The sequence below is a fragment of the Algoriphagus aquimarinus genome (assembly GCF_900112005.1).
In the GTDB taxonomy this organism is placed as follows: Bacteria; Bacteroidota; Bacteroidia; order Cytophagales; family Cyclobacteriaceae; genus Algoriphagus; species Algoriphagus aquimarinus.
The window spans coordinates 36577-59069 of the sequence record NZ_FOKK01000014.1; the positions used below are offsets into that span (position 1 = coordinate 36577).

General features: G+C 36.5%; 18 protein-coding genes. 13 read left to right on the forward strand and 5 right to left on the reverse strand.

From position 1 onward, the window contains the following. Window positions 1-4: 4 nt before the first annotated feature. Window positions 5-334: a DUF4134 domain-containing protein gene (locus BM291_RS16340; RefSeq protein WP_092899381.1), complete on the reverse strand. Its 330-nt coding sequence runs from the start codon at window positions 332-334 to the stop codon at window positions 5-7. Window positions 335-397: 63 nt separating this feature from the next. Next, a complete protein-coding gene (locus BM291_RS16345; RefSeq protein WP_092899383.1) occupies window positions 398-844 on the reverse strand; it encodes a hypothetical protein in 447 nt (148 codons plus the stop codon). Between the two features lie 324 nt (window positions 845-1168). On the opposite strand from BM291_RS16345, the gene BM291_RS16350 reads away from it, so the two are divergent. Further along, complete coding sequence (locus tag BM291_RS16350; protein WP_092899385.1) at window positions 1169-1639, forward strand: JAB domain-containing protein; 471 nt, start codon at window positions 1169-1171, stop codon at window positions 1637-1639. Window positions 1640-1988: 349 nt separating this feature from the next. Here BM291_RS16350 and BM291_RS16355 read toward each other — a convergent pair whose 3' ends face one another. Further along, the gene (locus tag BM291_RS16355) at window positions 1989-2666 is read right to left on the reverse strand and encodes a TetR/AcrR family transcriptional regulator (protein ID WP_092899387.1); all 678 of its coding nucleotides are present in this window, start codon (window positions 2664-2666) and stop codon (window positions 1989-1991) included. A 300-nt stretch (window positions 2667-2966) separates the two neighbouring features. On the opposite strand from BM291_RS16355, the gene BM291_RS16360 reads away from it, so the two are divergent. The 6 genes from BM291_RS16360 to BM291_RS16390 all read left to right on the forward strand — a co-directional run bounded on the left by BM291_RS16360 (window position 2967) and on the right by BM291_RS16390 (window position 8891). Continuing rightward, complete coding sequence (locus tag BM291_RS16360; protein WP_092899389.1) at window positions 2967-3623, forward strand: DedA family protein; 657 nt, start codon at window positions 2967-2969, stop codon at window positions 3621-3623. Window positions 3624-3635: 12 nt separating this feature from the next. Next, window positions 3636-4064 (forward strand): PepSY-like domain-containing protein, encoded by a 429-nt coding sequence (locus tag BM291_RS16365; protein WP_092899391.1) that lies wholly within the window; start codon window positions 3636-3638, stop codon window positions 4062-4064. Window positions 4065-4132: 68 nt separating this feature from the next. Beyond that, complete coding sequence (locus tag BM291_RS16370; RefSeq protein ID WP_245786901.1) at window positions 4133-4348, forward strand: TFIIB-type zinc ribbon-containing protein; 216 nt, start codon at window positions 4133-4135, stop codon at window positions 4346-4348. A gap of 7 nt (window positions 4349-4355) precedes the next feature. Further along, window positions 4356-5300: a TerC family protein gene (locus tag BM291_RS16375; RefSeq protein WP_092899395.1), complete on the forward strand. Its 945-nt coding sequence runs from the start codon at window positions 4356-4358 to the stop codon at window positions 5298-5300. Window positions 5301-6442: 1142 nt separating this feature from the next. Then, on the forward strand, window positions 6443-8191 hold the full coding sequence (locus tag BM291_RS16385) for a TrkH family potassium uptake protein (RefSeq protein WP_092899399.1): 1749 nt from the start codon (window positions 6443-6445) through the stop codon (window positions 8189-8191). Between the two features lie 7 nt (window positions 8192-8198). Beyond that, complete coding sequence (locus tag BM291_RS16390; RefSeq protein ID WP_092899530.1) at window positions 8199-8891, forward strand: potassium channel family protein; 693 nt, start codon at window positions 8199-8201, stop codon at window positions 8889-8891. A gap of 190 nt (window positions 8892-9081) precedes the next feature. Here BM291_RS16390 and BM291_RS16395 read toward each other — a convergent pair whose 3' ends face one another. Beyond that, on the reverse strand, window positions 9082-10164 hold the full coding sequence (locus BM291_RS16395; protein WP_092899401.1) for a PepSY-associated TM helix domain-containing protein: 1083 nt from the start codon (window positions 10162-10164) through the stop codon (window positions 9082-9084). A 67-nt stretch (window positions 10165-10231) separates the two neighbouring features. Continuing rightward, on the reverse strand, window positions 10232-12616 hold the full coding sequence (locus BM291_RS16400; protein ID WP_092899403.1) for a TonB-dependent receptor: 2385 nt from the start codon (window positions 12614-12616) through the stop codon (window positions 10232-10234). Window positions 12617-13229: 613 nt separating this feature from the next. Here BM291_RS16400 and BM291_RS16405 point away from each other — a divergent pair. The 6 genes from BM291_RS16405 (at window position 13230) to BM291_RS16430 (ending at window position 22491) form a co-directional block, all read left to right on the forward strand. Next, entirely contained in the window at window positions 13230-14180 is a 951-nt protein-coding gene (locus BM291_RS16405; protein ID WP_092899405.1) for an ArdC family protein, read from the forward strand. Window positions 14181-14877: 697 nt separating this feature from the next. Beyond that, window positions 14878-15198 carry a hypothetical protein gene (locus BM291_RS16410; RefSeq protein ID WP_092899407.1) on the forward strand — a complete coding sequence of 107 codons (321 nt, stop codon included), beginning with the start codon at window positions 14878-14880 and terminating at the stop codon, window positions 15196-15198. 105 nt (window positions 15199-15303) lie between these two features. Next, the gene (locus BM291_RS16415) at window positions 15304-19683 is read left to right on the forward strand and encodes a CusA/CzcA family heavy metal efflux RND transporter (protein WP_092899409.1); all 4380 of its coding nucleotides are present in this window, start codon (window positions 15304-15306) and stop codon (window positions 19681-19683) included. A gap of 15 nt (window positions 19684-19698) precedes the next feature. Beyond that, window positions 19699-20889, forward strand: coding sequence for an efflux RND transporter periplasmic adaptor subunit (locus tag BM291_RS16420; protein WP_092899411.1), 1191 nt, complete (start codon window positions 19699-19701; stop codon window positions 20887-20889). Continuing rightward, the gene (locus tag BM291_RS22535; protein WP_092899413.1) at window positions 20879-21280 is read left to right on the forward strand and encodes a YkvA family protein; all 402 of its coding nucleotides are present in this window, start codon (window positions 20879-20881) and stop codon (window positions 21278-21280) included. The genes BM291_RS16420 and BM291_RS22535 overlap by 11 nt, the downstream gene beginning before the upstream one ends. Further along, a complete protein-coding gene (locus tag BM291_RS16430) occupies window positions 21277-22491 on the forward strand; it encodes an OprO/OprP family phosphate-selective porin (protein WP_175499730.1) in 1215 nt (404 codons plus the stop codon). The genes BM291_RS22535 and BM291_RS16430 overlap by 4 nt, the downstream gene beginning before the upstream one ends. Window positions 22492-22493 lie beyond the last annotated feature (2 nt).

A 22493-nucleotide genomic window follows, 5' to 3' on the forward strand; every position in this document is an offset into this window, starting at 1 on the left:
TTAGTTAAACTCCAAAGAAGGATTTGATAACTGTGGCGACTACGACTAGAAAGACACAGCTTCCAAACCAGGCAGCGGCAACTTTTCCGGTATCTGGGTCGCCTGCATTCCACTTTTGATAGACTTTTACTGCGCCGATCAATCCGAGAATGGCACCAATAGCATACATAAGACTGGTGCCTGCATCAAAGTAGCTGCGCACCTGACGGTTGGCTTCTTCGATTCCTGCAAGTCCGTCTTGGGCTTTTGCTGAAAGGGTTGATAAGCCAAGGAAAAGGATAGATAAAATGCCATTCGAATGGCCTGGAGTAAGGGGTTGGTGGTTCTTTTTCATTGGATTAGCATTTAGTGATCGTTGGGTATTTTTAGATTTTGGGAGAGTTAGTAGCGATTTGGATTAAGGAGAATGAGCTGCCCAGGCTTCTTCGATTTCTGTTTCGTTGAAGTTGATCCTACACTGCTTCTCAGCATTTTCTAAAATGAAATTGATAACGGCAACCCGGTAGGCGGGCTCCCGAAGCCCGGTGTGGTTTGACAACGTCTGGATCAGCTGCAAGTGCAGTTTTTCCTTGCTTGTCCTGTTTTGCCCCGCCTTCCCGAGGATGCCGTTTAATTCCGCAACGGTTGCTTCCAACTCTTCAAAATGATCAGTAGGTTTTTCGTCAGTTCTCCTGTGGTGCTGCTCCTCTTCCTGCTGACGGTCCTGACTGATCTTATTTATCCTGCGGGAAAGCAGGCTGCGAAATTCCTGTGGATAGTATGATACTATGATGATTATGTAGTAGGCTGCCATGCCTACTGCCAAGGTGCTGAAGTATGTGTTCCAGGTAATTGCTTCCAACATAGTGTGACTGTTTTGGGTCAGTGTGATTGGTTTGTCTCGCTGACAGAAGCAAATGTGGGGATGGTAAATCCCTGTTTTTTACACCTTTGTGGTAGCTACCAAAAAATAGTTTTTTAAAATATTTTATAGATAATTGGTAATGAGCTGAAGTTTTTTGTCCCTGAATTCTTCCAAAGTTAGTCCTTGGCTGCGATGCGTCCATGAGCTTCCGGCATAAAGCCATTCGCCTGCGGCTCATTATTTATTCCTTTTCCTCATGGCCTTATCTCTCCCAAGACCTGTGTGGCTGTCCTAATTCATTGTTCACCAAAACGAAAAGAAATTATGGATACGCTCGAAAGAAAAAATGATCTATTTGAAGTAGCTGAAATCAAATTGAGCTATAGTGGTAAAGTAAAAAACTCCCTTAGACCAAGAGTTGAAAGTTCAAGACAGGTATATGAAGTATTTGCCCAAGCTTGGGATAACGAACGAATAGAGTTTGTAGAGGATTTTAAAGTGATGCTGCTATCAAGAGCCAATAGAGTTCTTGGAATCGTAAACATCAGTTCTGGAGGAACAGCAGGAACGGTAGTGGATGTGAAACTGGTCTATGCAGCCGCAATTAAATCAAATTCTAGCTCTGTAATCCTAGCTCATAACCATCCGAGTGGGAATCTAATGCCTTCAGAACAGGATAAAAGATTAACCCAGCGGATTAAGCAAGCCGGTGTTATTCTGGATATTCCGGTGCTGGATCATGTGATTATGACTGCAGAGGGGTATTATTCCTTTGCAGATGAAGGAGAGCTTTAGGGCTCTTTTTTCTTAATAGGCAATAGGAAGGATTCCGGCACAAAGTAAAAGCATCAATGCAAAAAGTGGACTGACGGCCAGAACATTTATGACTTAGGTTTGTCCTGTTATTTGCATCCTTTTCCAAAAAAAAAATCATTATATAAATCCTATTTTAATGCGTTCAATGATACATTTTTTTTTATGCTGAATATATGTTGATTATAGCTTTTGGGTACTGATATAAGTTTTAGGGGTGGTCGCAATACAGGTTATTTTTTTTAGAATCATAAAATTTGGAAAATGCATCACTATTCCCGCAAATACCAACGATATATTTCAACTTGGAAGAACATTTACCTTCTAAAATCTAGTTTTTATCAATACTTGAAAAAACCAGATCATTTAAAAACTCAACTATTTCAATTTCTTTATTTTTTTTGCTAAAATCGGTAAGTGATGATAGATTATGCATAAAGAAGTTTTGAAAATGAGCTATTTCGATAATTGTAGAAGCTAAAGATTTAGCAAATTTGTAATCAGGATTGTATTCTAGAATAACATTACCTATCACTATACATAAATCCTTATATGGCTGAAAAAATTCCAATTTATTATTTTCCTCCACTTGCTTAGTTAAATATGCTTTGGAACCTTCTGCAACAATTACAGGATGCAGCAAGCTCTCATCAATATAACTCGTTTGTTTATCATCCTCAATAGGAGATGATAATAAATTGATTATTTTTTGTAGTTTAATTTTAGGTGCTTCAATGTTATTGGTTTGAAAATTTATTTGAAATCCGATCCATCCAAAATACCACGCAGTAATATAAATCAATAATTTATGTTTATTTTCAAAATAACGATAAATACCCGTTTCTGTTGAGCCAATATCTTCAGCGAGTTTTTTAAAAGTGAAGGCTTCAAATCCTAACTTATAAATAAGTTCTACACTATGTTTTAGGATTTTTCTTCCCAACTCCGTATCTTCTGGGTCGCGAAGATATAATCCTTTATTCATTTTTATTCTAAACTGAACTTTCATTAGGGTTGTTTCTTTAGAGAAAAAATTTTTTCAAATGTATGAAAAAAAATTATTTATTATTCTAGACTTAAATCAATGAAAAAGGTTCCTCTTGATAGAAATAAGTATCAATCGAGGTAAGTCAAGGGATATTTTAACTCTGAATTTCAAACTTCATTTAAATTGAATCTGAGCGAATACAGGTATTGATTTCTTAAAATTAGTTAAATTTTCGGTAGTACACTAATTTTTTATGACAGTAATACTCCCATTTTAAATAGTTTGACTATCTTTGCTTGCCTTGTAAATCTTAAACCAATAATGGAGTTAGCACTAGAATCTCTTCAATACCTGTTAGACCCCGACTGGATAATGAAAAATGGCGGATTATATTTGGTCCTGCTGGTTTTATTTATTGAAACAGGGGTAATAATTGGGTTTTTTCTGCCCGGTGATCCTCTTTTATTTATTTCTGGTATGGTGATAGCTTCTGCCAGCGAAACCCCATATCCATTTCCTAATCAATTCCCCAATCTTTTGTTCTGGATGACGTTGTTTGCGTGCTCAACAATTTTGGGAAACTTCTTCGGATATTGGTTTGGGTATAAATTTAAACACATTGTCAACAGAGAAGATGATACTTGGTTTTTGAAACGAAAACATATTCAAGTAGCACATGATTTTTATGAAAAAAGAGGTGGTTTTGCTATCGCTATCGCACGTTTTTTACCTATAGTTAGGACTTTTGCTCCAATTATTGCGGGTGCATTAGGAATGAACTTTAAAAAGTTTTCTTTTTTCAATATTTTCGGAGCGATTATTTGGGTAGGAAGTATAACATTATTAGGCTATGTTTTAGGTGAAATTCCATGGGTAAGGAATAATTTGGAATATATTTTATTAGGGTTAGTTTTATTAGTTACTGCGCCTGTGATTATAAAATTAGTATTTAATAAAAAAAATATTAATCACATTTAAGAATATTAATTTATGAATATATTCAAAATATTGCCCTTTATTGTTTTAGGAATTTTATTTTCCGAAAAAGCAAATGCTCAGAAAACGGCACTTGCCGAAAATGAGATTCCTCTCGAAATTACAAATTATATTAATCAAAATTTCAAAGATCATAAAACAAGAAAGGTGATAAAAGAGATTAGTAATAATAAAGTGGTATATAAAATAAAACTAAATAGAAATGTAGAATTGGAATTTGGTGAAGCCTATACAATCAGAGAAATTGAATCTAAATTGGGTGTGTCAATGTTTCTTCTTCCAGTTCGCATAGTTGAATATGTTCAAACTAACTATCCTAATTTTAAAGTAATTGAATGGGAGTTAGATGAGGAAGGACAAAAAGTTGAATTATACAATGATATCGAAATTCTGTTTGACTCCAATGGGAATTTTGTCAAGTAAAATAATTAAACAATTGAATTTAAAGATAGAAAATTATGAAATGTCCAAATTGTAACGTAGCCCTAATAATGGCAGACCGAAATGGTATTGAAATCGATTATTGTCCTGATTGTCGTGGGATTTGGTTGGATCGCGGTGAACTCGATAAAATTATAGATCGCTCATTACAACAACCATCCGCTCCTCAAAGAGATAACTATCCCCATAACGAACGGTATCATTCTGATAAACAAAGCCATTACAAAAAGAAGAATGGCTTTTTAGGAGACTTATTTGATTTTTAAATAATTTATGATAGTTTGGACAGTTTTTATTGTAATAGTAATATTGGCTTTAATTTTAGACTTAGGTGTATTTAATCGTAAGCCTCACGAAATTAAAACAAAAGAGGCGGCAATATGGACAAGTGTTTGGGTAGCGTGTGCCATACTTTTTTCGGGAATAGTTTATCTTTCATTTCAGAATAATTGGATCGCAAACCCAACAAATTTAACACCATCCGATGCAGTAATAAAATACATAACAGGGTATTTAATTGAACTTTCCTTGAGTGTAGATAATATTTTTATTATTGCACTTATCTTTTCTTCTTTTGCTATACCTAAAAAGTATCAGCATGAAGTACTCTTTTATGGTGTATTAGGTGCAATTGTTTTTAGAGCACTTATGATCCTTTTTGGAGTAGCGCTCATTACAAAATTTAACTGGATGATTTATGTTTTTGGGGCGTTCTTAATTTTAACGGCTCTTAAAATGTTATTTAGCCATAATAGTCAAAAAGACCCTCACGATTTTATAATATATAAATGGATTTCTAAAGTTTATCCAGTTACGACTACTGTTGAAGGTGATAAGTTTTTTATTATAAATAATGGGGTCAAATATGCTACGCCATTATTCGTAGCACTAATAATAATTGAGCTTACCGATGTGTTTTTTGCTATTGATAGCATTCCTGCAATTTTAGCAATTACAGCAGACCCATTTATCGTTTTTAGCTCCAATATTCTTGCAATAATGGGGTTAAGGTCTATGTTCTTTCTAGTTGTTGGTATGTTGGATAAATTCAAATATATCAATTATAGTTTGGTCGTGATTTTAGCATTTGTGGGAATAAAAATGATAATATCTCATCAAGTGGAGATCCCTGAATGGTTGTCCCTTGGAGTAATTGTAATCTCCCTAGCTGGAGGAATGATTGCTTCTAAATTAGTGGGAAAAACGGAAATTGAATAAGGAACTACAGCTAACCAACTACTCTAAAGATTTGTGTCAGGAATTACTCCCTAAGAACAAGTAGCATCTACATTAGCAAATTGGTTACGATGTTCCAAAATTTAACTAATTCGGTGATCAACTTTCCCAATTTACCATTATTCAGATTATCAGTGGATTCAAATCCTTCATGTAGATATCTTAGGTAACGAAATTGGATTCTGTCAAAATCCGTTGCCACATAAAGTCAAGGATGATTCCGGAAGTCTTTCCTTTGGAGGAGATACTTCGAGTTTTGTAATGCCTGAAAAACAGAAATCATTACTGATTGATCGGCTCACATATTTATCCGGACTCCCACTCAGTAAGATATTGATGCAAATATTCAGGGAGAGAATTAGTAAATTGTCCTAATTGTATTTAAATAAAAATCTGCTGGAAAACTCTGCATCCTATATCTAAAACTGGTTAAATGAGCTGAGAAATGATACGCATTTACTGATAGAGGTTGCCAGCAAAACGTAGAAGGTAGTGGATTGTATTCTAAATCAATATCTATTTTGAAAAGTGGGGAGAGATCCCTTTTTTTGGACTTATATTTAGCGTTCTTATGAATAGCTTCATAGTTGTTGGCTATATTCAAACTATTAAATCATACCTCATATGAAAAGCATTTTTTCCTTCTTCCCTTAATGGTACTTACACTATATTCAGTTGATTTTGGCATTTATACCATGTTTCATGAGTTCATTCAGGAACATTACGCTTCGGATCATTTACTTGTTTTGGCGAATTTGGAAATTGAGAATGTGAAATTACCAATCCATTCTAGCAGGAACTTTTCACCCAATAGCCTGACACAAATTTTAAATATTTGATTGATATAAATTGTACACAGGCAAATTCTTAATCCTGAATCGACTTCCATATTATATGGAACTGAACCGATAAATATTTTTATTTTTTCAATTCCATCTTCCGCCAATTAAGCCTGATCTGGTCACACGAGGCTAGAGACTCTTATTCTGTTTAATGACTTTAGGATCTCCGTTTTATTTTTTTTCAGGATTAATATTTTATTGTCTTCCATTAGAATAGGTTTGCTTCTCAATTTGCAAAGATTTTTCCGTTGGAAAATTCCTTTGATTAAATACCTTTGACGGATGAAGTTCGATTTGAAATATTTAAACAGAATTGCATTTTGGATTAGCGTTCTGGGAATTTTTGCCATCATTTCCGATTTTGGGTTTTTTCAGCAACGGTCAACACAACGTTTTTTTGACGGATTTTTCTTTTTTGTTCTGGCCATAGGAATTGTGTCGACAATCTTCCGGTATCTCAGTATAAATAAGAGAATAAGAAAGAGTGTATTTGTCTTTGATTTATTTTCAGTTGTTTTCACTCTGTGGATCTATTATATGTTCCTGTTTGTAGGGGTTCCATTTGAAACAGATCTCATACTCGAAAATCCGATTTGGGTTCGGATAGCAGTCCTTGCCACCTTTATCAGAGAGTTTTCTGAGTTGAAAGTGAATTATAAAAGGACGATTTTGAATCCGGCACAATTATTTGTTGGAAGTTTTTTTTTGATAATCCTTTTTGGTACTGGAATGCTAATGCTTCCAAATGCAACATATAATGGACTTTCGTTTGTTGATGCTCTTTTTACATCCACTAGTGCTGTTTGTGTCACAGGCTTGGTGGTAGTGGATACAGGAAGCTACTTTACCGAGTTTGGGCAAGTAATTATCATGTTGCTAATACAGATTGGGGGATTGGGTATCTTGACTTTTGCTAGTTATTTCAGTTATTTTTTTAGTGGTGGTGTTACCTATGAAAATCAATTGGTGTTGGGTGATATTAACAATTCAAAAAAATTAGGTGAAGTATATTCTACCTTAAAGAATGTGATTATGATTACGTTTGGAATTGAATTTTTCTCGGCAGTTTTGATATTTTTTAGTTTAGATACACAGAATTTTCCATCCCATATTAATAGATTCTTTTTCTCTGCATTTCATTCTATTTCCGCCTTTTGCAATGCTGGTTTTTCAACTTTGCCGAACAGCTTATTTGAAAAGGGATTTAAATATAATTATTTCCTGCACCTTGTTATAATTGCAACTTTTGTATTGGGAGGTTTGGGATTTTCTATTGTTTCAAATATTATAAACTACCTGAAGTATAGATCAATGAAGATTTTTTTCCATAAAAAAAGAAATTTTGAATCTAGACCATGGGTATTAAATATCAACAGTAGAATTAATTTAATTACCACGGTGAGTATTTCATTAGTTGCCTTTGCACTATTCTATATTTTGGAATTTCACAATACACTGGAAGGCCATACCAGTTTTGGGAAAATTGTTACCGCATTATTTGGTGCTACGACCCCAAGAACTGCTGGCTTTAATTCAATTGACACCTCCGCCATGTTATTCCCAACAACGATGATGGTATTTCTGTTGATGTGGATTGGAGCATCCCCAGTCTCAACCGGGGGTGGTATTAAGACTAGTACCTTCGCGATTGCCACCTTAAATATTTTAAGCTTGGCAAAAGGAAAAACTAGATTGGAGGTTTTTAGAAGAGAAATTGCGGACATTTCTGTCAGAAGAGCTTTTGCTACCATTTCTCTTTCATTGATTGTTATTGGTTTAGGCATCATGTTGATTTCCTTATTCGACAGTGAGAAGAATTTAAAGGATATCGCTTTTGAATGCTTTTCTGCCTATAGTACTGTCGGTTTAAGCCTGGGTATTACAACAGCTCTATCTGAACCAAGTAAATTGATCCTCATCGTCATCATGTTTGTCGGTCGGGTAAGTATGTTGTCTATCATTATTGCAATTTTCAAAAAAGTTAGGCATAAAAATTATCGGTATCCAACTGAAGAAATTACAATTAACTAAAGATGAAATGAAATATATAGTTGTAGGTCTCGGAAACTTTGGTTCCTCGCTTTCTCAAAAATTAACAGCTCAAGGAAATGAGGTGATTGGGATTGATACAAGAATGGAGAAAGTTGATTTATATAAGGAAAAAATTTCTCATACCATCTGCATGGATGCTACTGATGAGTTTACAGTTTCGGGTTTACCGCTGGAAGATACTGATATTGTAATAGTGGCTATCGGAGAAGATCAGGGTGCGAATATTATGTCAACTGCTATATTTAAAAATATGCAAGTTAAGCGATTGATTAGCAGGGCAATTAATCCACTTCATGAAAAAGTTTTAAAAGCAATTGGAGTGGATGAAATTGTCCATCCTGAAGAAGAAACAGCAGAGAGGTGGTCGAAAAAGCTATGTATTAAAAATGTAGTAGATTCTTTTGAGTTAAATGAACATTTTAGTATTGTTGAAGCAAAGGTACCGAAGGAGTACATCGGAAGGACCATCAGAGAAATTGGGTTTCGAAGTAAATTTAACCTATTGGTATTAACTATTATGAAACAGCATGAAGTAAAAAGTTTGCTGGGGTCTCAACAAACCGAAATGAACATACAGGGAATTGCTACTCCGGATCAAAAGCTGGAGAGAACGGATATTTTGGTACTATATGGGTCAAATAAACACATCAAAGAATTTTTTAAATTTGAGAAAATATGATTTGAATTGGCATGGAATAATAGTTATGTAATACAGGACAGTTACAATAACGCATCTTTAAAATTGTATCAATTTAAACTCGGTGCTATCTTTTCTATTTGGCTTATTCTGATAGGGAAAATGAATTATTGAAATCAGAAGGTTCAAATGTGTTAAATCTGAAATGGGATGCATAACTTTAGAGCTATGGTTAACGGACATTCTTCTTGATGTACGTTCTGAAATAGTAAAATCTCAAACCTGTAATAAATAGAATTATGGGAATAAGTCCTGAGATAAAAACCAAAATTCTCCCCATCATGCCTGCAATTTCTCCAATATGAATCGGATACATTTGCACTGCTATTTGATCACTAACCAGATCACTCTCAAAGGAGACAGCATCAATAACTTTACGATTTTGATCTAGCTTTATTTCCTTGGTTTTTCTAAGGCCGGGAGAAATAAGCCGGTCTTTTACATATCTAAATTGATATGTTGAAGTTAAATTTTCGGGCAAGTAAATTGCTCGAAGCGAATAATTTTTCTCTGACTTCTCCAATAAATCCTGTAAATCCAAGGTAGTGCCCACCTTCATCTTTTTCTCGGGTTTGGTGTTTTCTGTAAATCCATCCACCAACTTAAAACCCTCTTTATAGTAGGTGTTATAAGTAAAATATCCACCAGAAAATGCCATGACAAGTAAAGGTAGGAAAAAGAGAAATCCAAGTGTTTTATGAACATCATAGTTAAGCCTTTTCCTATTTCGTTTCCATCTAATTCTAACTCCTTTTATAAAATTAGATTTATACTTTTTCCACCATAAGAATAATCCAGAGGTGAGGATAAAAAGGAAAAACAAAATAGCATTTCCGCCCACAATGTATTTGCCAATTTCTGGAATTCCAAGGGTACGATGAATCATTAACAGATCCTCAAAAAATGAAATGGAAGCAGATTTTTGTCCTAGAACCATTCCATTTTCCGGATGATAATAAAATGTTTGACCATTAGTATAGACAATAGAAATCGTCTGCTGTTCCCGGTAAGGGAGGAATATCTTTGCTATAGTATCCTTTTGATTCTCGAATAGGGTCAGGGAGGTTTTTAAAAGTGCTTCTTCTGAAATTTTATCCATAGAATCCACCGCCAATAATTTAGGGTTTAAAGCGGCTATTATCTCTGGCTGCCATACATACATAGAGCCAGTGAATCCGGTTATGGAAGCTAAAATACCGCAAGACATTCCTAAATAAAGATGTATTTGCTTAACTATTCCTGAGAAAGGCTTCAAGTAATAAATTTATTGGTGAAGGATGGTATTTGCTTATAAACTGGATAAATAACGTCGACCATTATATTTAAAAATTATAAGCTAAACTAAGGCGAGCATTCGCTCCTTCTCCTACTACAGTAAAAGATCTTAATGGAGCAGCCCACTGTGACCTTGCTGGCAAATAATACTCATTCAGAAGATTATTTATACCTAAGGAAACGTCGATATTGCTCTTTATTTTATAAGTCGCCGATAAGTTTACAAGCGTGTATCCATTAACAGGAAATTCAGTATGCCTGAAGGCATAATTTCCTTTAGCGTCCTGAAATGGATCAAATCTTTTTCGATCGCTTAAATTTATTACGTTCAATGTTGTACTTATCTTTTCAGTTGGACTCCATGTGGCATAAGCTGTTAATTTGGGTGCAGAAATAACATCCCCACCAACATAGCTTAAGTTATTTTCGTCTCCTTTAGGATTCTTAAGTCCTTCTACATAGGAATAGGAAGCTCCCAGAAGCAATTTATTGTTGGAAAAAGCATAGTCTATGACAAACTCCCCACCGAATATTTTTTGCGGTAGTTCAGAAGGTACAAACGAATTTAATTCATCACTGAATACAACTCCGGTGCCTAGATTTGAGGTGCTATAGTAGCCTACTGCTTCTAAGCGCAGATTCTTGAACTTAGAAATAAATCCGAATTCATAATTATTGGTGACAGCTGGTTCTAATAGAATATTGTCTATATTTTCAGCTATAGCAGATCTTAAAATGGAACCTAAATCGGCTATGGAAAAGCCTTGAGAATAACTGATGTAAGGAATGAATTCCTGATGCTCAATATATCTGACTCCCATATTAAATGCTAGATTATCAAATGCTAGCTTTCCGCCTTGAACTGCTATCGAAGGGTTAAAGTTACCATCTCCCTTAGGCGAATAAGGCAGGGTATTATAATCGGCAATATTCATTTTCAAATCATCATATCGCAATCCAACTTTAAACGCCCACTTTTTGTCTAGTTTCAAAGTGGTTTGTAAATAAGGTGCTACACCCATAAGTTCAATATTTGGAACCCAAAGCCTTCCATCTAACAAACCCTGATTAGTTTTGTCCATTAAAAGGTCCAGACCATAGATAAATGAGAGGTCAATGTTTCGATACGTATTGATTCGGGTACTGAAGTTAGGCCTTACACCATATTTTTCTGAATTGATTACAGATTGGCCTCCGTTTTCAAATTTATCCGAATAAAAGAAAATACTTTTTGCTTTAGAATAATATATGTCTGTTTCAAAATCGGTAGTACCTGAAAAAATAGCGTTCAAATTATATTTTAATCTCCCATTAATCAATTGTGAACCCGTAGGCTGCTCTTCCGGAATTGAACCCTTTATGCCATAGCCTGGCTCCAAGGAGTAATCTCCTTTCTCATTAAGTACCTGAACATTAGCAAAAACAGGAATAAACGGGGAGTCTTGTAGTGATTTGTAAAAGTTTCCGTTAAGCGTTATTTTTTGATTTTCTGAAAGCAAATACTCCAATTTACCGTATGTACTATAAATATTTGTGTTATCAAGCCCATACGTTGGAAGAAGAGGTACCCCTTCCGCATCATATTTATTTCCGGTGTGTTCTATACTTCCACTGATGTAATAATTAAATTTATCCTTCTTGCCGGTAATGGATTGATAGATCCCGTAACCTAGTGCGTCTTCTGTATTGGAAAGCTGTGAGGTTCCCCAAATATTGGTGGTTCCACTTATTTTTTCTGTGGAAGTCGGGTTTTTAGTGATGTAGTTTATAAAACCCCCATTTCCTCCATTACCGAATATAGAAGTAGCTCCTTTTATTACCTCCACTCTACTTATATCATTTGGATTGATGCTTCTAATTCCTAAAAGTCCATTTCGCAGCGGAGTGGATTGAGGAATTCCATCCACCATTACCAATAAGGATCGGCCTCTTAAAGTTTGTCCCCAATTGGAAAAAGTCCCTGTCCCCACGGCAAGACCAGGTACAGCAAATGCCAGTATTTCATTAATATTGGATGATAATTTGGTGAATTCTGTGAGTTTTTCGGAATTTACAACCGAGACTGAAGCAGGGATTTCAGAAAGGTATTCCGGGTTTCTGCTGGCAGAAATCACTACCTCATCCAAGCTACCGTAATCCTCCTTCAATAGTGTGTTGTAAGTCTCTATACTATTGGTAGTAAATGCTACTTTTTCTTTTGTGGTTTGGTAGCCTAACATTCTTACAGTTACTGTCCAGGTTCCTTCAGGAATGTCCTTTAAGTTATAAAATCCTTCAAAATCTGTTGTGGTTCCTACTTGTAATTCTTCCAGATATATCGTAACCCCTGGTAGTGGTTCCATCGATTCATTGCTGACTTTACCATTTAATCCGGATTGGCAAAATGCATTTAGGCTGAGCAGAAGAAAAGCTGATAAAATAAAGTACTTCATTATCCTTATTTAGATTAATTAAACTTAGATGACAAATCTAGAAACTGAAGTTTATTATCCCAAGAAAATGTCATCTTTTTTTTATTAAAATATTCGTAGGATTTTTTTCACTGGCTAGTTCAATTCTAGAAATGTTTTTAAGCTGCTTCTGTCTTAAATTGTGAAACTAAAAAAGATATAATAACCGAATTATTTTGATTAAGACCGATAAAGTGTCATTAGGAGCACTATAAGGCAGAATCTTTCCTGAGAAAATAGAGTAAGCATGTGATAGTGCGGCTAATGACACTTTATATTGGTTTATTCAGTTTGAAAGTGGCAAGGAAAATCCTAGACTGAATACCCTTCAAAAAATTTCGGAGGTTTTAGGTATCATCGCATTTAGGACAGGTTCACCCACTTAAAATTCTCTAGCAGACCTCTTTAATTTTTTTTTATTTTTTCTATTCCTTCTTACGCCAATTTAACCTGATTCCAGCACACGAGGCAAGAGACTACGGCATAAAGCCCGTGCTCTTGCCTTTGCTGGTTTATTCCGTTTCCTCTTGCACTTAGTGCCGGACTCAGGCTGGTTCAGCTTCATAAGTATTTGTAAAACCAAAACACAAAAGCTATGAAGACTGAAACAAAAAAATCAGCAAAGAGAAGGAGGGGATCTAACTTTCAGGTAACAGGATCCCAATCTGATATCTATGAGAAGTTTACCAATCTGATCATTGAGAAACTGAAACAGGGGATTATTCCCTGGAAGCAACCTTGGCATGAGATGGGACTTCCTGCAAATTATCTGACCAAGAAACCCTATAAGGGAATTAACCTCTGGATGCTCTTATCCTGTGGACATCAGTATCCGTATTACTTAACTTTTAAACAAGCTCAAGCGCTGGGAGGAAAAGTCAGGAAGGGAGCGAAGGCTATTCCCATATGCTATTGGAAATTTGCCTTTAGAGATAAGAAAACTGGAAAGGTGATTCCAGAAAGCCAAATTGGGTTGTATGATTTGAAACAGGTCACCCGATCTGGATTTCTCAAAGAGTTTAAGGTATTTCCCATAGAGCAGTTAGATGGGATAGAATGGGAGTTTCCAGAGTTGTCAACAATCGAGTCTCTGCCGGTAAATGAGCATTGCCGTAAGATCTATGAGGACATGGTAAGACCGCCGGAATTGATTCATAAGGGATCATCAGCTTATTATAGGACGGATCTCGATCAAATCACCTTGCCGGAAAGAACCTTGTTTCCATCAAGTGAAGACTACTATGGAGTGCTTTATCATGAGCTGGTGCATTCGACTGGACATAACTCGAGACTGGATCGGGTTGGTGTTTCAGACCCACAAGAATTTGCATCCGAAGAATATAGCAAAGAAGAACTGATTGCTGAAATGGGCGCAGGGTACCTGAATAATTATACAGGGATCTTGGATAAGAATTTACTGGAAAACTCAGTAGCCTATATCCAAAACTGGTTAAACGAACTGCGAAATGACAAGCACCTCCTGATCGAGGCTGCAAGTAAAGCGCAGAAAGCAGTGGATTATATACTAAATGAATGTCCTTTTTAGGAGTAAGGGGAGAGATCCCCTTTTTTGTCATGCTTGTAGCACTCTCTGAGAGGGCTTCATAGTTATTGTATGTATTCAAACTATGCAATAATAACTACTAAGAAAAGAAAATTTTTACTACTGAGTTTTTTGGCAACCATATTATTCTCTTGCGATAAGAAGGATAATAAACCAACTTTTATCGCCCATCCGGGCATAATTCAGGAAACATTCAAACACCTTTTAATCCAGAAATCTCTATGATAGCAGAGCCTATCACCCTTTATTTAAGGAAAGGGAGGGGTGGGCAAGCCCATTAAAAATTGGAAAGAATACTCGGGTGGAATTACAATTCCCACCCAGAACCACGAGAATTGTGATTACGCCCTATAGGGTCAATTTGCTCCGCCAGCCGGGGGTCAACTTCATCGTTTTTTGAAATAGGTTGCTGATTTCTATTCCAGTGAGTTCTGCTCCTGATCCAACTCGATGGGGAGGTGCATGACTATGATGGACGAAAAGAACATGATCTTACTATAGATGCCTCGATAAAAAAAATTAGGCATATCCCTAACCAACCTGCGGACTTTTTACATAGAACTATGGGAAACTTCTTGCTTCGCTTTATGGTAGGTAACTCGACCTGCTTGTCACACAAATAGGGGACGGAGCCCAATTTTTTAACACAATAAAAAATCTTAGCTTTGAAGTGGAAAAGATGAAAAAATTAAGTTTCAAAATATTATTCCCACTCATTGCATTTGCATATTGCATCGCTTTTTTCGAAATAGAAATAGGCGGTCTACAGCAGACTTGGGGGGATGAATTTGATACTTATGTAACTAGTTATCACGACAGTAAAATCACTACGCCAGACAATGTCAATATTGATGTTGATCTCACTTTCACCCCACTCCATTCGTTTTTTCATTTCATTGACCCCCAACTTCAAGTTGTAGGGATAGCCTTTCAAAATATTGATCCCCAATATTTAGTCTCTTCAAGGCTCTTTATTAGAAATTGCATCTGGCTTATTTAGCCCAAAACACTCCCTTATTTCATTTTATAGAATGTCGATCAGCCCAATGAGGTGTCTGAAATGCGTGCATTCCAGTGTTTATTCAATTTCTAAAAGTATAAATTCATGATAAATAATATCATTACTTTTTCCGTAAGGAATAAGCTAATCATAGGACTGTTTACCTGTTTTATTATCGGGTGGGGTTTGTATTCATTAACCAAAATCCCAATAGATGCCGTCCCTGATATAACCAACAATCAGGTACAAATTATTACTACATCAGAGAGCCTCGCAGCACAGGAAGTAGAGCAGTACATCACCTACCCGGTGGAGCTTGCTATGAACAACCTTCCGGGAGTACAGGAGATCCGGTCAATCTCACGGTTTGGTTTGTCCATTGTCACCGTAGTATTTGATGAGGACTTGGGCACTTTTCTTCCACGACAGTTGGTGAGCGAAAAACTCAAAGAAGCAGAACAGAATATTGGTTCAGAATATGGTACTCCCCAAATGGGTCCAATAACCAGCGGGTTAGGTGAAATTTACCAGTACACCATAGAAGCATTACCTGGATATGAATCCTTATATGATGCAACTGAGCTGAGAACTATACAGGATTGGACAATCAAAAGACAGTTATCCGGCACAAAGGGAATTGTTGAAATCAATAGTTGGGGTGGTTACTTGAAGCAGTATGAAGTTGCTATCAACCCCAACAAGCTGAATTCTTTTGATTTAACATTGAGCGAAATATTTACAGCACTTCAAAAGAACAATCAAAACACAGGAGGCAGTTACATTGAGAAAGGTGCTAATCTGTATTTTATTCGAGGTAAAGGCTTAGTAGGCTCTATTGATGAAATCAAAAAAATTGTAGTCACAAAAAGAAACCAAGTTCCCATCACTATTGCCGACATAGGAGAAGTAGGAATTGGTCATGCTCCACGTTTTGGTGCTGCCACTATGGACGGAAAAGGTGAAGCCGTAATTGGAATAGTAATGATGCTGAAAGATGCCAATACCATCAATGTAATTGCAGATGTAAAAGAACGAATAGCGGAAATTCAAAAGACACTACCCGAAGGAGTTGTCATCAAACCCTTTGTTGACAGAACCAAATTAATCGGTAAAACCACAAGTACTGTAAAGGAAAATTTACTTTTGGGAGGGCTTATTGTCATTTTTGCCTTGGTATTTCTGTTAGGTAATTTTAGATCAGGTTTTATAGTAGCCTCAGTGATTCCTTTGTCCATGCTCTTCGCTCTGGGTATGATGAATGTTTTTAACGTCTCCGCTAATTTGATGAGTTTGGGAGCACTTGATTTTGGAATCATTGTAGATGGGGCTGTAATCATTGTCGAATTTATGGCAGTTCAGTTAGTTCTGAATAATAAAGCTTTATCCAACCTCACTAAAACAGAAAGGCAAAGCAAAATCAATGACATAGCTATTGAGTCCTCTAAAAAGATGATGAATTCTGCCATTTTTGGTCAGATTATAATTCTTATCGTTTTTCTGCCAATTCTTTCTCTACAAGGTGTAGAAGGCAAAATGTTTGTCCCAATGGCCTTGACATTCGGTTTCGCCATTCTCGGTGCTATGGTTTTGTGTCTCACCTATGTTCCAATGGTGTCTGCATGGCTATTATACGGTAAGATAAAAAAGAAGAAAAGCTGGGGTGAGAAATTCATGACATGGGTAGAAAATCTGTATACCCCCGTCCTTATAAAAGCACTGCAACTACGAATCTGGGTACTGTCAGTGGCCTTTTTACTACTGCTTGCCACCATCATTATTTTCTTAAACATGGGCGGTGAGTTCATTCCAAAACTGGATGAAGGTGACTTTGCTTTGGAAACTCGCATGGCTCCTGGAACTTCCCTACAAGAAATGGAAAAGAACATGACCAAACTGGAAAGGATATTACTGGATAATTTCCCTGAAGTATTATCAGTGGTCACCAAAATTGGAGCTGCAGAAGTCCCAACCGACCCTATGCCTATTGAGGGCTCAGATATAATGGTAAAACTCAAAGAGAAAAGCGAATGGGTTTCAGCCTCTACTTCCGCTGAACTAGCTGCTAAAATGGATGAAGCCATTGCAACCCTTCCCGGAATCTCAGTTGAGTTTTCACAACCCATTGAAATGCGCTTTAATGAGCTTTTAACTGGTGTTAAATCAGACTTGGCTATTAAGATTTATGGGGAAAATCTAGAAAAATTACAAGAACTCGGTAATGATGCCGCTACTATTATTGAACCTATATCAGGGGCAGCAGATGTGAGAACAGAGCAAATTACAGGTTTGCCACAAATCAATATTGACTACAAACGAGATAAATTAGCACAGTATGACCTTACGATTGCAGACCTAAATCAGGCTGTAAACACAGCCTTCTCGGGTGGAATTGCAGGGCAGTTCTTTGAGGGTGAAAAACGTTTTGATTTGGTGGTGCGCCTTCAAGAAACATTCAGACAGGATATTAACTCCATCAATGAATTATACATTCCTCTCCCAAATGGAGCTAAAATTCCTTTGGAAGAAGTAGCAAACATACAGGTTCTGGATGCTCCCGGTCTAATATCAAGAGATGATACGCATAGAAGAATTGTAATAGGTGTCAATGTTAGAAATCGGGATATTCAGTCTTTAGTTACTGAAATCAAATCAGAGTTGGGAATGAAACTTAAACTGCCATCAGGTTATTACATTACTTACGGTGGTCAATTTGAGAATCTTCAACGAGCCACCAAGCGGCTTTCCATTGTTATACCGATTGCTTTAGTCCTTATCTTTTTCATCCTCTACATCAGTTTAAAATCGGTCAAAGAAACGATCCTTATTTATACGGCAATTCCTTTTGCAGCGGTGGGGGGAGTCTTTGCATTGTGGCTAAGAGGAATGCCGTTTAGTATTTCAGCAGGTGTTGGATTTATTGCTCTTTTTGGGGTAGCTGTATTGAATGGCTTAATTTTAATCAGTAGCCTAAACGAGTTGAAAAAAGAAGGTGTAACCGATATTAAGGAGCGGCTCATTAAGGCTACCACTTCACGTCTAAGACCAATATTCCTTACCGCTTCAACCGACATTCTTGGTTTCTTACCAATGGCACTTTCTTCATCAGCAGGAGCAGAGGTTCAGCGCCCATTGGCCACAGTGGTAATTGGTGGAATACTAACCGCTACATTATTGACTTTGATTGTTCTGCCTATACTCTATACACTGATGGAACGTCCTCCGAAATTCAATAAAACTGCTTCTATAGCGGTAGTACTAGTATTAGTTGGATTTATTCCTAATTACAGCCAAGCTCAATCATTCAACCAGGCAATACCTATATCTCTTGCAGCTGCTATTGATACAGCCTTAACCAATAATCCCGGACTTCAGGCAGACCAGTACAGAATAGAGTCCGAGCAAAAGCTAAAAGGTACTTCCTTTGATTTACCTAAAACCAATGCAGATTTTCAATATGGTCGAACAAATAGCTTTTATGCAGATAATGGATTCACGCTAGGCCAAAGCTTTTCATTTCCTACTTATTATGTTCAAAGATCCCGACTAATAGACGAGAATATTTACAGTCAGGAAATCAAAAAACAAGTAACTAAAAATGCTTTGATCAATGAAGTGAAATCCGTTTACTACTTCATAAGATATTTACAGGAAATAAATAAAATACTGATTCGTCAGGATTCTATTTATAAAGAACTGGTCAAAGCAACAAGCCTACGCTTTCGGACAGGTGAATCCAATTTGCTCGAAAAAACTACTGCAACATCTAAATCGCTGGAAATTGAGAATCAATTAAAGCAGAATGAAGCGGATATTCAAGCATGGCTAAAACGCTTGCAAATATTGCTTAACTCCGCTGATCGCATTACGATAGATGACAGAGAGGCTTTTGTTTATCAGCAATCATTTGCACTGGATAACGGTGATATTTCGAGCAATCCATCCTTACGGCAAAGCAAACAAGCTGTCGAGATAGAAAACCAGAAAGTAAAAGTCGCTAAGACTCAATCATTGCCGGATTTCAATATTGGCTATGTCAATCAATCCCTACAAGGATTCTACGACATAAATGGAGCTAATGAGTTCGTTGGCAGAACTACACGCTTTCAAAGTTTCCAGGCTGGGATTTCAATTCCTATTTGGTTCAAACCACATACCTCCCAAATACAAGCAACAAAATTAAATGTAAAGGCAGCTGAAGCAGATTATTTACAAATGCAACAGCGAATCCAATCGGATTTCATAGCGAATTATCAAGCCTATCAAAAACTGCTTCAATCGCATCATTACTATACGACTAATGCTCTTCCTCAAGCTGAGTTAATACTAAGTCAATCCAATTTGGGATTCAGACAAGGTGAGCTGAGCTATCTGGAGTACATCAATGGAGTAAATCAGGCATTGGATTATCAATTCAAATACCTCGATAACCTGAACCAACTCAATCAGGCTATTATTTCAATTGAATATTTATTAGGCAATAATTAATTTCTATAGAAGATCATGAAAAACAGCATATATATATCCATAATCACACTATTCACTGTTCTTGCCTCTTGCAAAAACAGCGATAAAGCTGCACAGGATAATCTTGCCAATATTGATGCTAAACAGGCAAGCATTGACCAGGTTGAACTTTCTCAGCTGCAAATTCAAAACGCTGAAATCCTAATTGGCTACCTGAAACAAGATACATTATCAGAAATTATCAAAGCTAATGGTTTGATTGAACTTCCTCCAAATGACAGAGTATCTATCAATGCACTCTATGAAAGTTTCATTGAAAAAGTATATGTGATGGAAGGAGCATCGGTTAAAAAAGGAGATATTTTGGTTTCTTTGAAACACCCAAATTTCATCCAACTACAACAGGAATATCAGCAATCCGAAAGCCAGTATCGATTCTTACAGAAGGAACTGCAACGCCAACAAATTCTAAGTGATTCAAATTTTGCTGCAACAAAAACATTCCAGCAGATTCAAGCTGATTTTGAAAGTATAAAGTCGCAAAGAAATGCATTAGCTGAAAAATTGAGTTTGATAGGAATTAATTCTAAAGAGGTATCTGAAGGAAAAATTCACTCTATTATTTATCTGACTTCTCCTATAACTGGGACAGTCACCAAAGTAACAGGTTTCAAGGGGCAGTCAATATTGCCCCAGCAGCCACTTTTGGAAGTCATTAACAATGAACACGCTTATTTGGAATTGAATGTTTTTGAAAAGCATATCAACAGCATTCAATCTGGTCAAAAAGTGGATTTTAAAGTATCCTCTTTCGAGAACAGCCCCTCATTTTCAGCGTCTATTTTTTCTGTAGGTAATTCGTTGGATTTAACCTCTCGGACAATAAAAATTCTTGCAAAATTTCAATACAATACCCTATTAATACAGGGTCTATATGTGGAAGCAGATATTTATGCTCACCCTACAGTAGTTTCAGTATTGCCAGAAGCAGCTATTATTTTTGATCAAAATGAATCCTACGTTTTTGTTCAGGATGAAACAACTGAAAAAAGTACTGATACAACCGAAGCATCTTTCACAAAAACAAGCGTAAAGATTGGAAGAAGCAATAGCGGATTAGTACAAATATTGGATGGGAGCAAAATAATTTCAACCTCCAAAATCGTAGTACAAGGCGCTAATTATTTGAAATCAGAATTGGGGAAAGGTGAGGGAGATGATGATTAAAAACATATTAGACTGTTTTAAAACCTGGGCAGCAAATCTGAAACAACAACTTATCATTTTGCACCTTGCTTATAGTGACAAAGGAACGCCTTGGTATGCCAAAGCTCTTATTGTATTCATTATTGCTTATGCGCTTAGCCCAATCGACCTGATTCCGGATTTTATTCCTGTTATAGGTTATCTGGATGATTTGATTCTACTGCCCATAGGTATTTATTTCGCCTTAAAATTGATTCCAAAAGAAGTAATCGAAAATGCAAAGGTAAAAGGGCAAGAGTACAAATGGAATAAAAAAAGAAGCTTAGTGGGAGGCATACTTGTGGCCTTAATATGGCTTGGTTTCACGCTTTTTCTTTTCTTAAAATTATCCAGCAAGCCCCATATAAAATGAAGGAAAAATTAATTATATCAGGGGTATTATATTTAATCGTATTTGGAACCTTTGCCCAACAAAAGGATACTGTATTGCTTCCAAGTCCTTTTGACGAAGGCTATTTCTTCGTGGGACCCGACGATTTGCTTAAATTTAAGGGATATGCCCAAATGGATTTTTATACACCTTTAAGTGAAAGCCCTGGCCATTCAGAATTCCTTATTAGAAGGGCACGGCTTGCTGCCACTGGATATTTGCAGCAAAACTTCCGATATATGTTGTACACACGCTTCGATGGAGGAAAAGTCCAATTAAACGAAGCTTTTTTAGAATCGAGGCATTTAGCTTTTGCACACCTGCGGGTCGGGCAGTTTAAAGTTCCTTTCAGTCTTTCCAATCTTACCTCCAGCTCACAAATAAACTTTGTAGAGAGACCCTTGGTAGTTGACAACTTATCCCCCGCATATGATATAGGGGCAATGCTTTTTGGGCAAGCTTTCAAAGAGCGAATTGATTATGCGATGGGTATCTTTAATGGCGAAGGGCGGAATATGAATGAAGTTAACAGCCATAAAGATTTTATTGGCAGGTTGGTAGTGGCACCTTTCAAAACTAACTTTAACAGCCTTTTCCAGCAACTCTATTTTGGCATATCAGGCTCTTATGGGCTGAAGGACCAACCTTACTCCACAAATAATTTTGAAACGGGTTCAGGCATAGTCTTTTTCTCCAGGTCCGACACTACATCAATTTTAAACAAGAGAGAACGAGTGGGTTTCGATATGGAATGGATTATCGGAAGTGCTTCGTTCCGTGCTGAGTACATTCAAAGAACGGATAATATTAGTAAGGACACTAAGAAGGCCATACTAACGGACAAAGGGTATTATATTGATTTCACTTATCTTTTAAGTGGAGAAAAACAGCAAAGAAACAGTCCGGTGAAACCAAACAGAGAATTGGATCCCAAAAAGGGATATTGGGGCGCTTTTGAGCTTGCATTTCGTTATGAAGTGCTGGAATTATCAGATCAGAATTTATTGGCTCAACCAAATGAAGGTGCCAATCGAACGAGGCCCCTTTCGGGTGGAATAAACTGGTATCCGAATGATGATGTAAGAATAGTTCTCAACTATGAAAGGCTCAAATTTTCGTCCTTAATTAATGTAGAAAATAACAACTACAAGCAATCCAACTTTCTAAAATTCAGGTTTCAATATCAATTCTAATT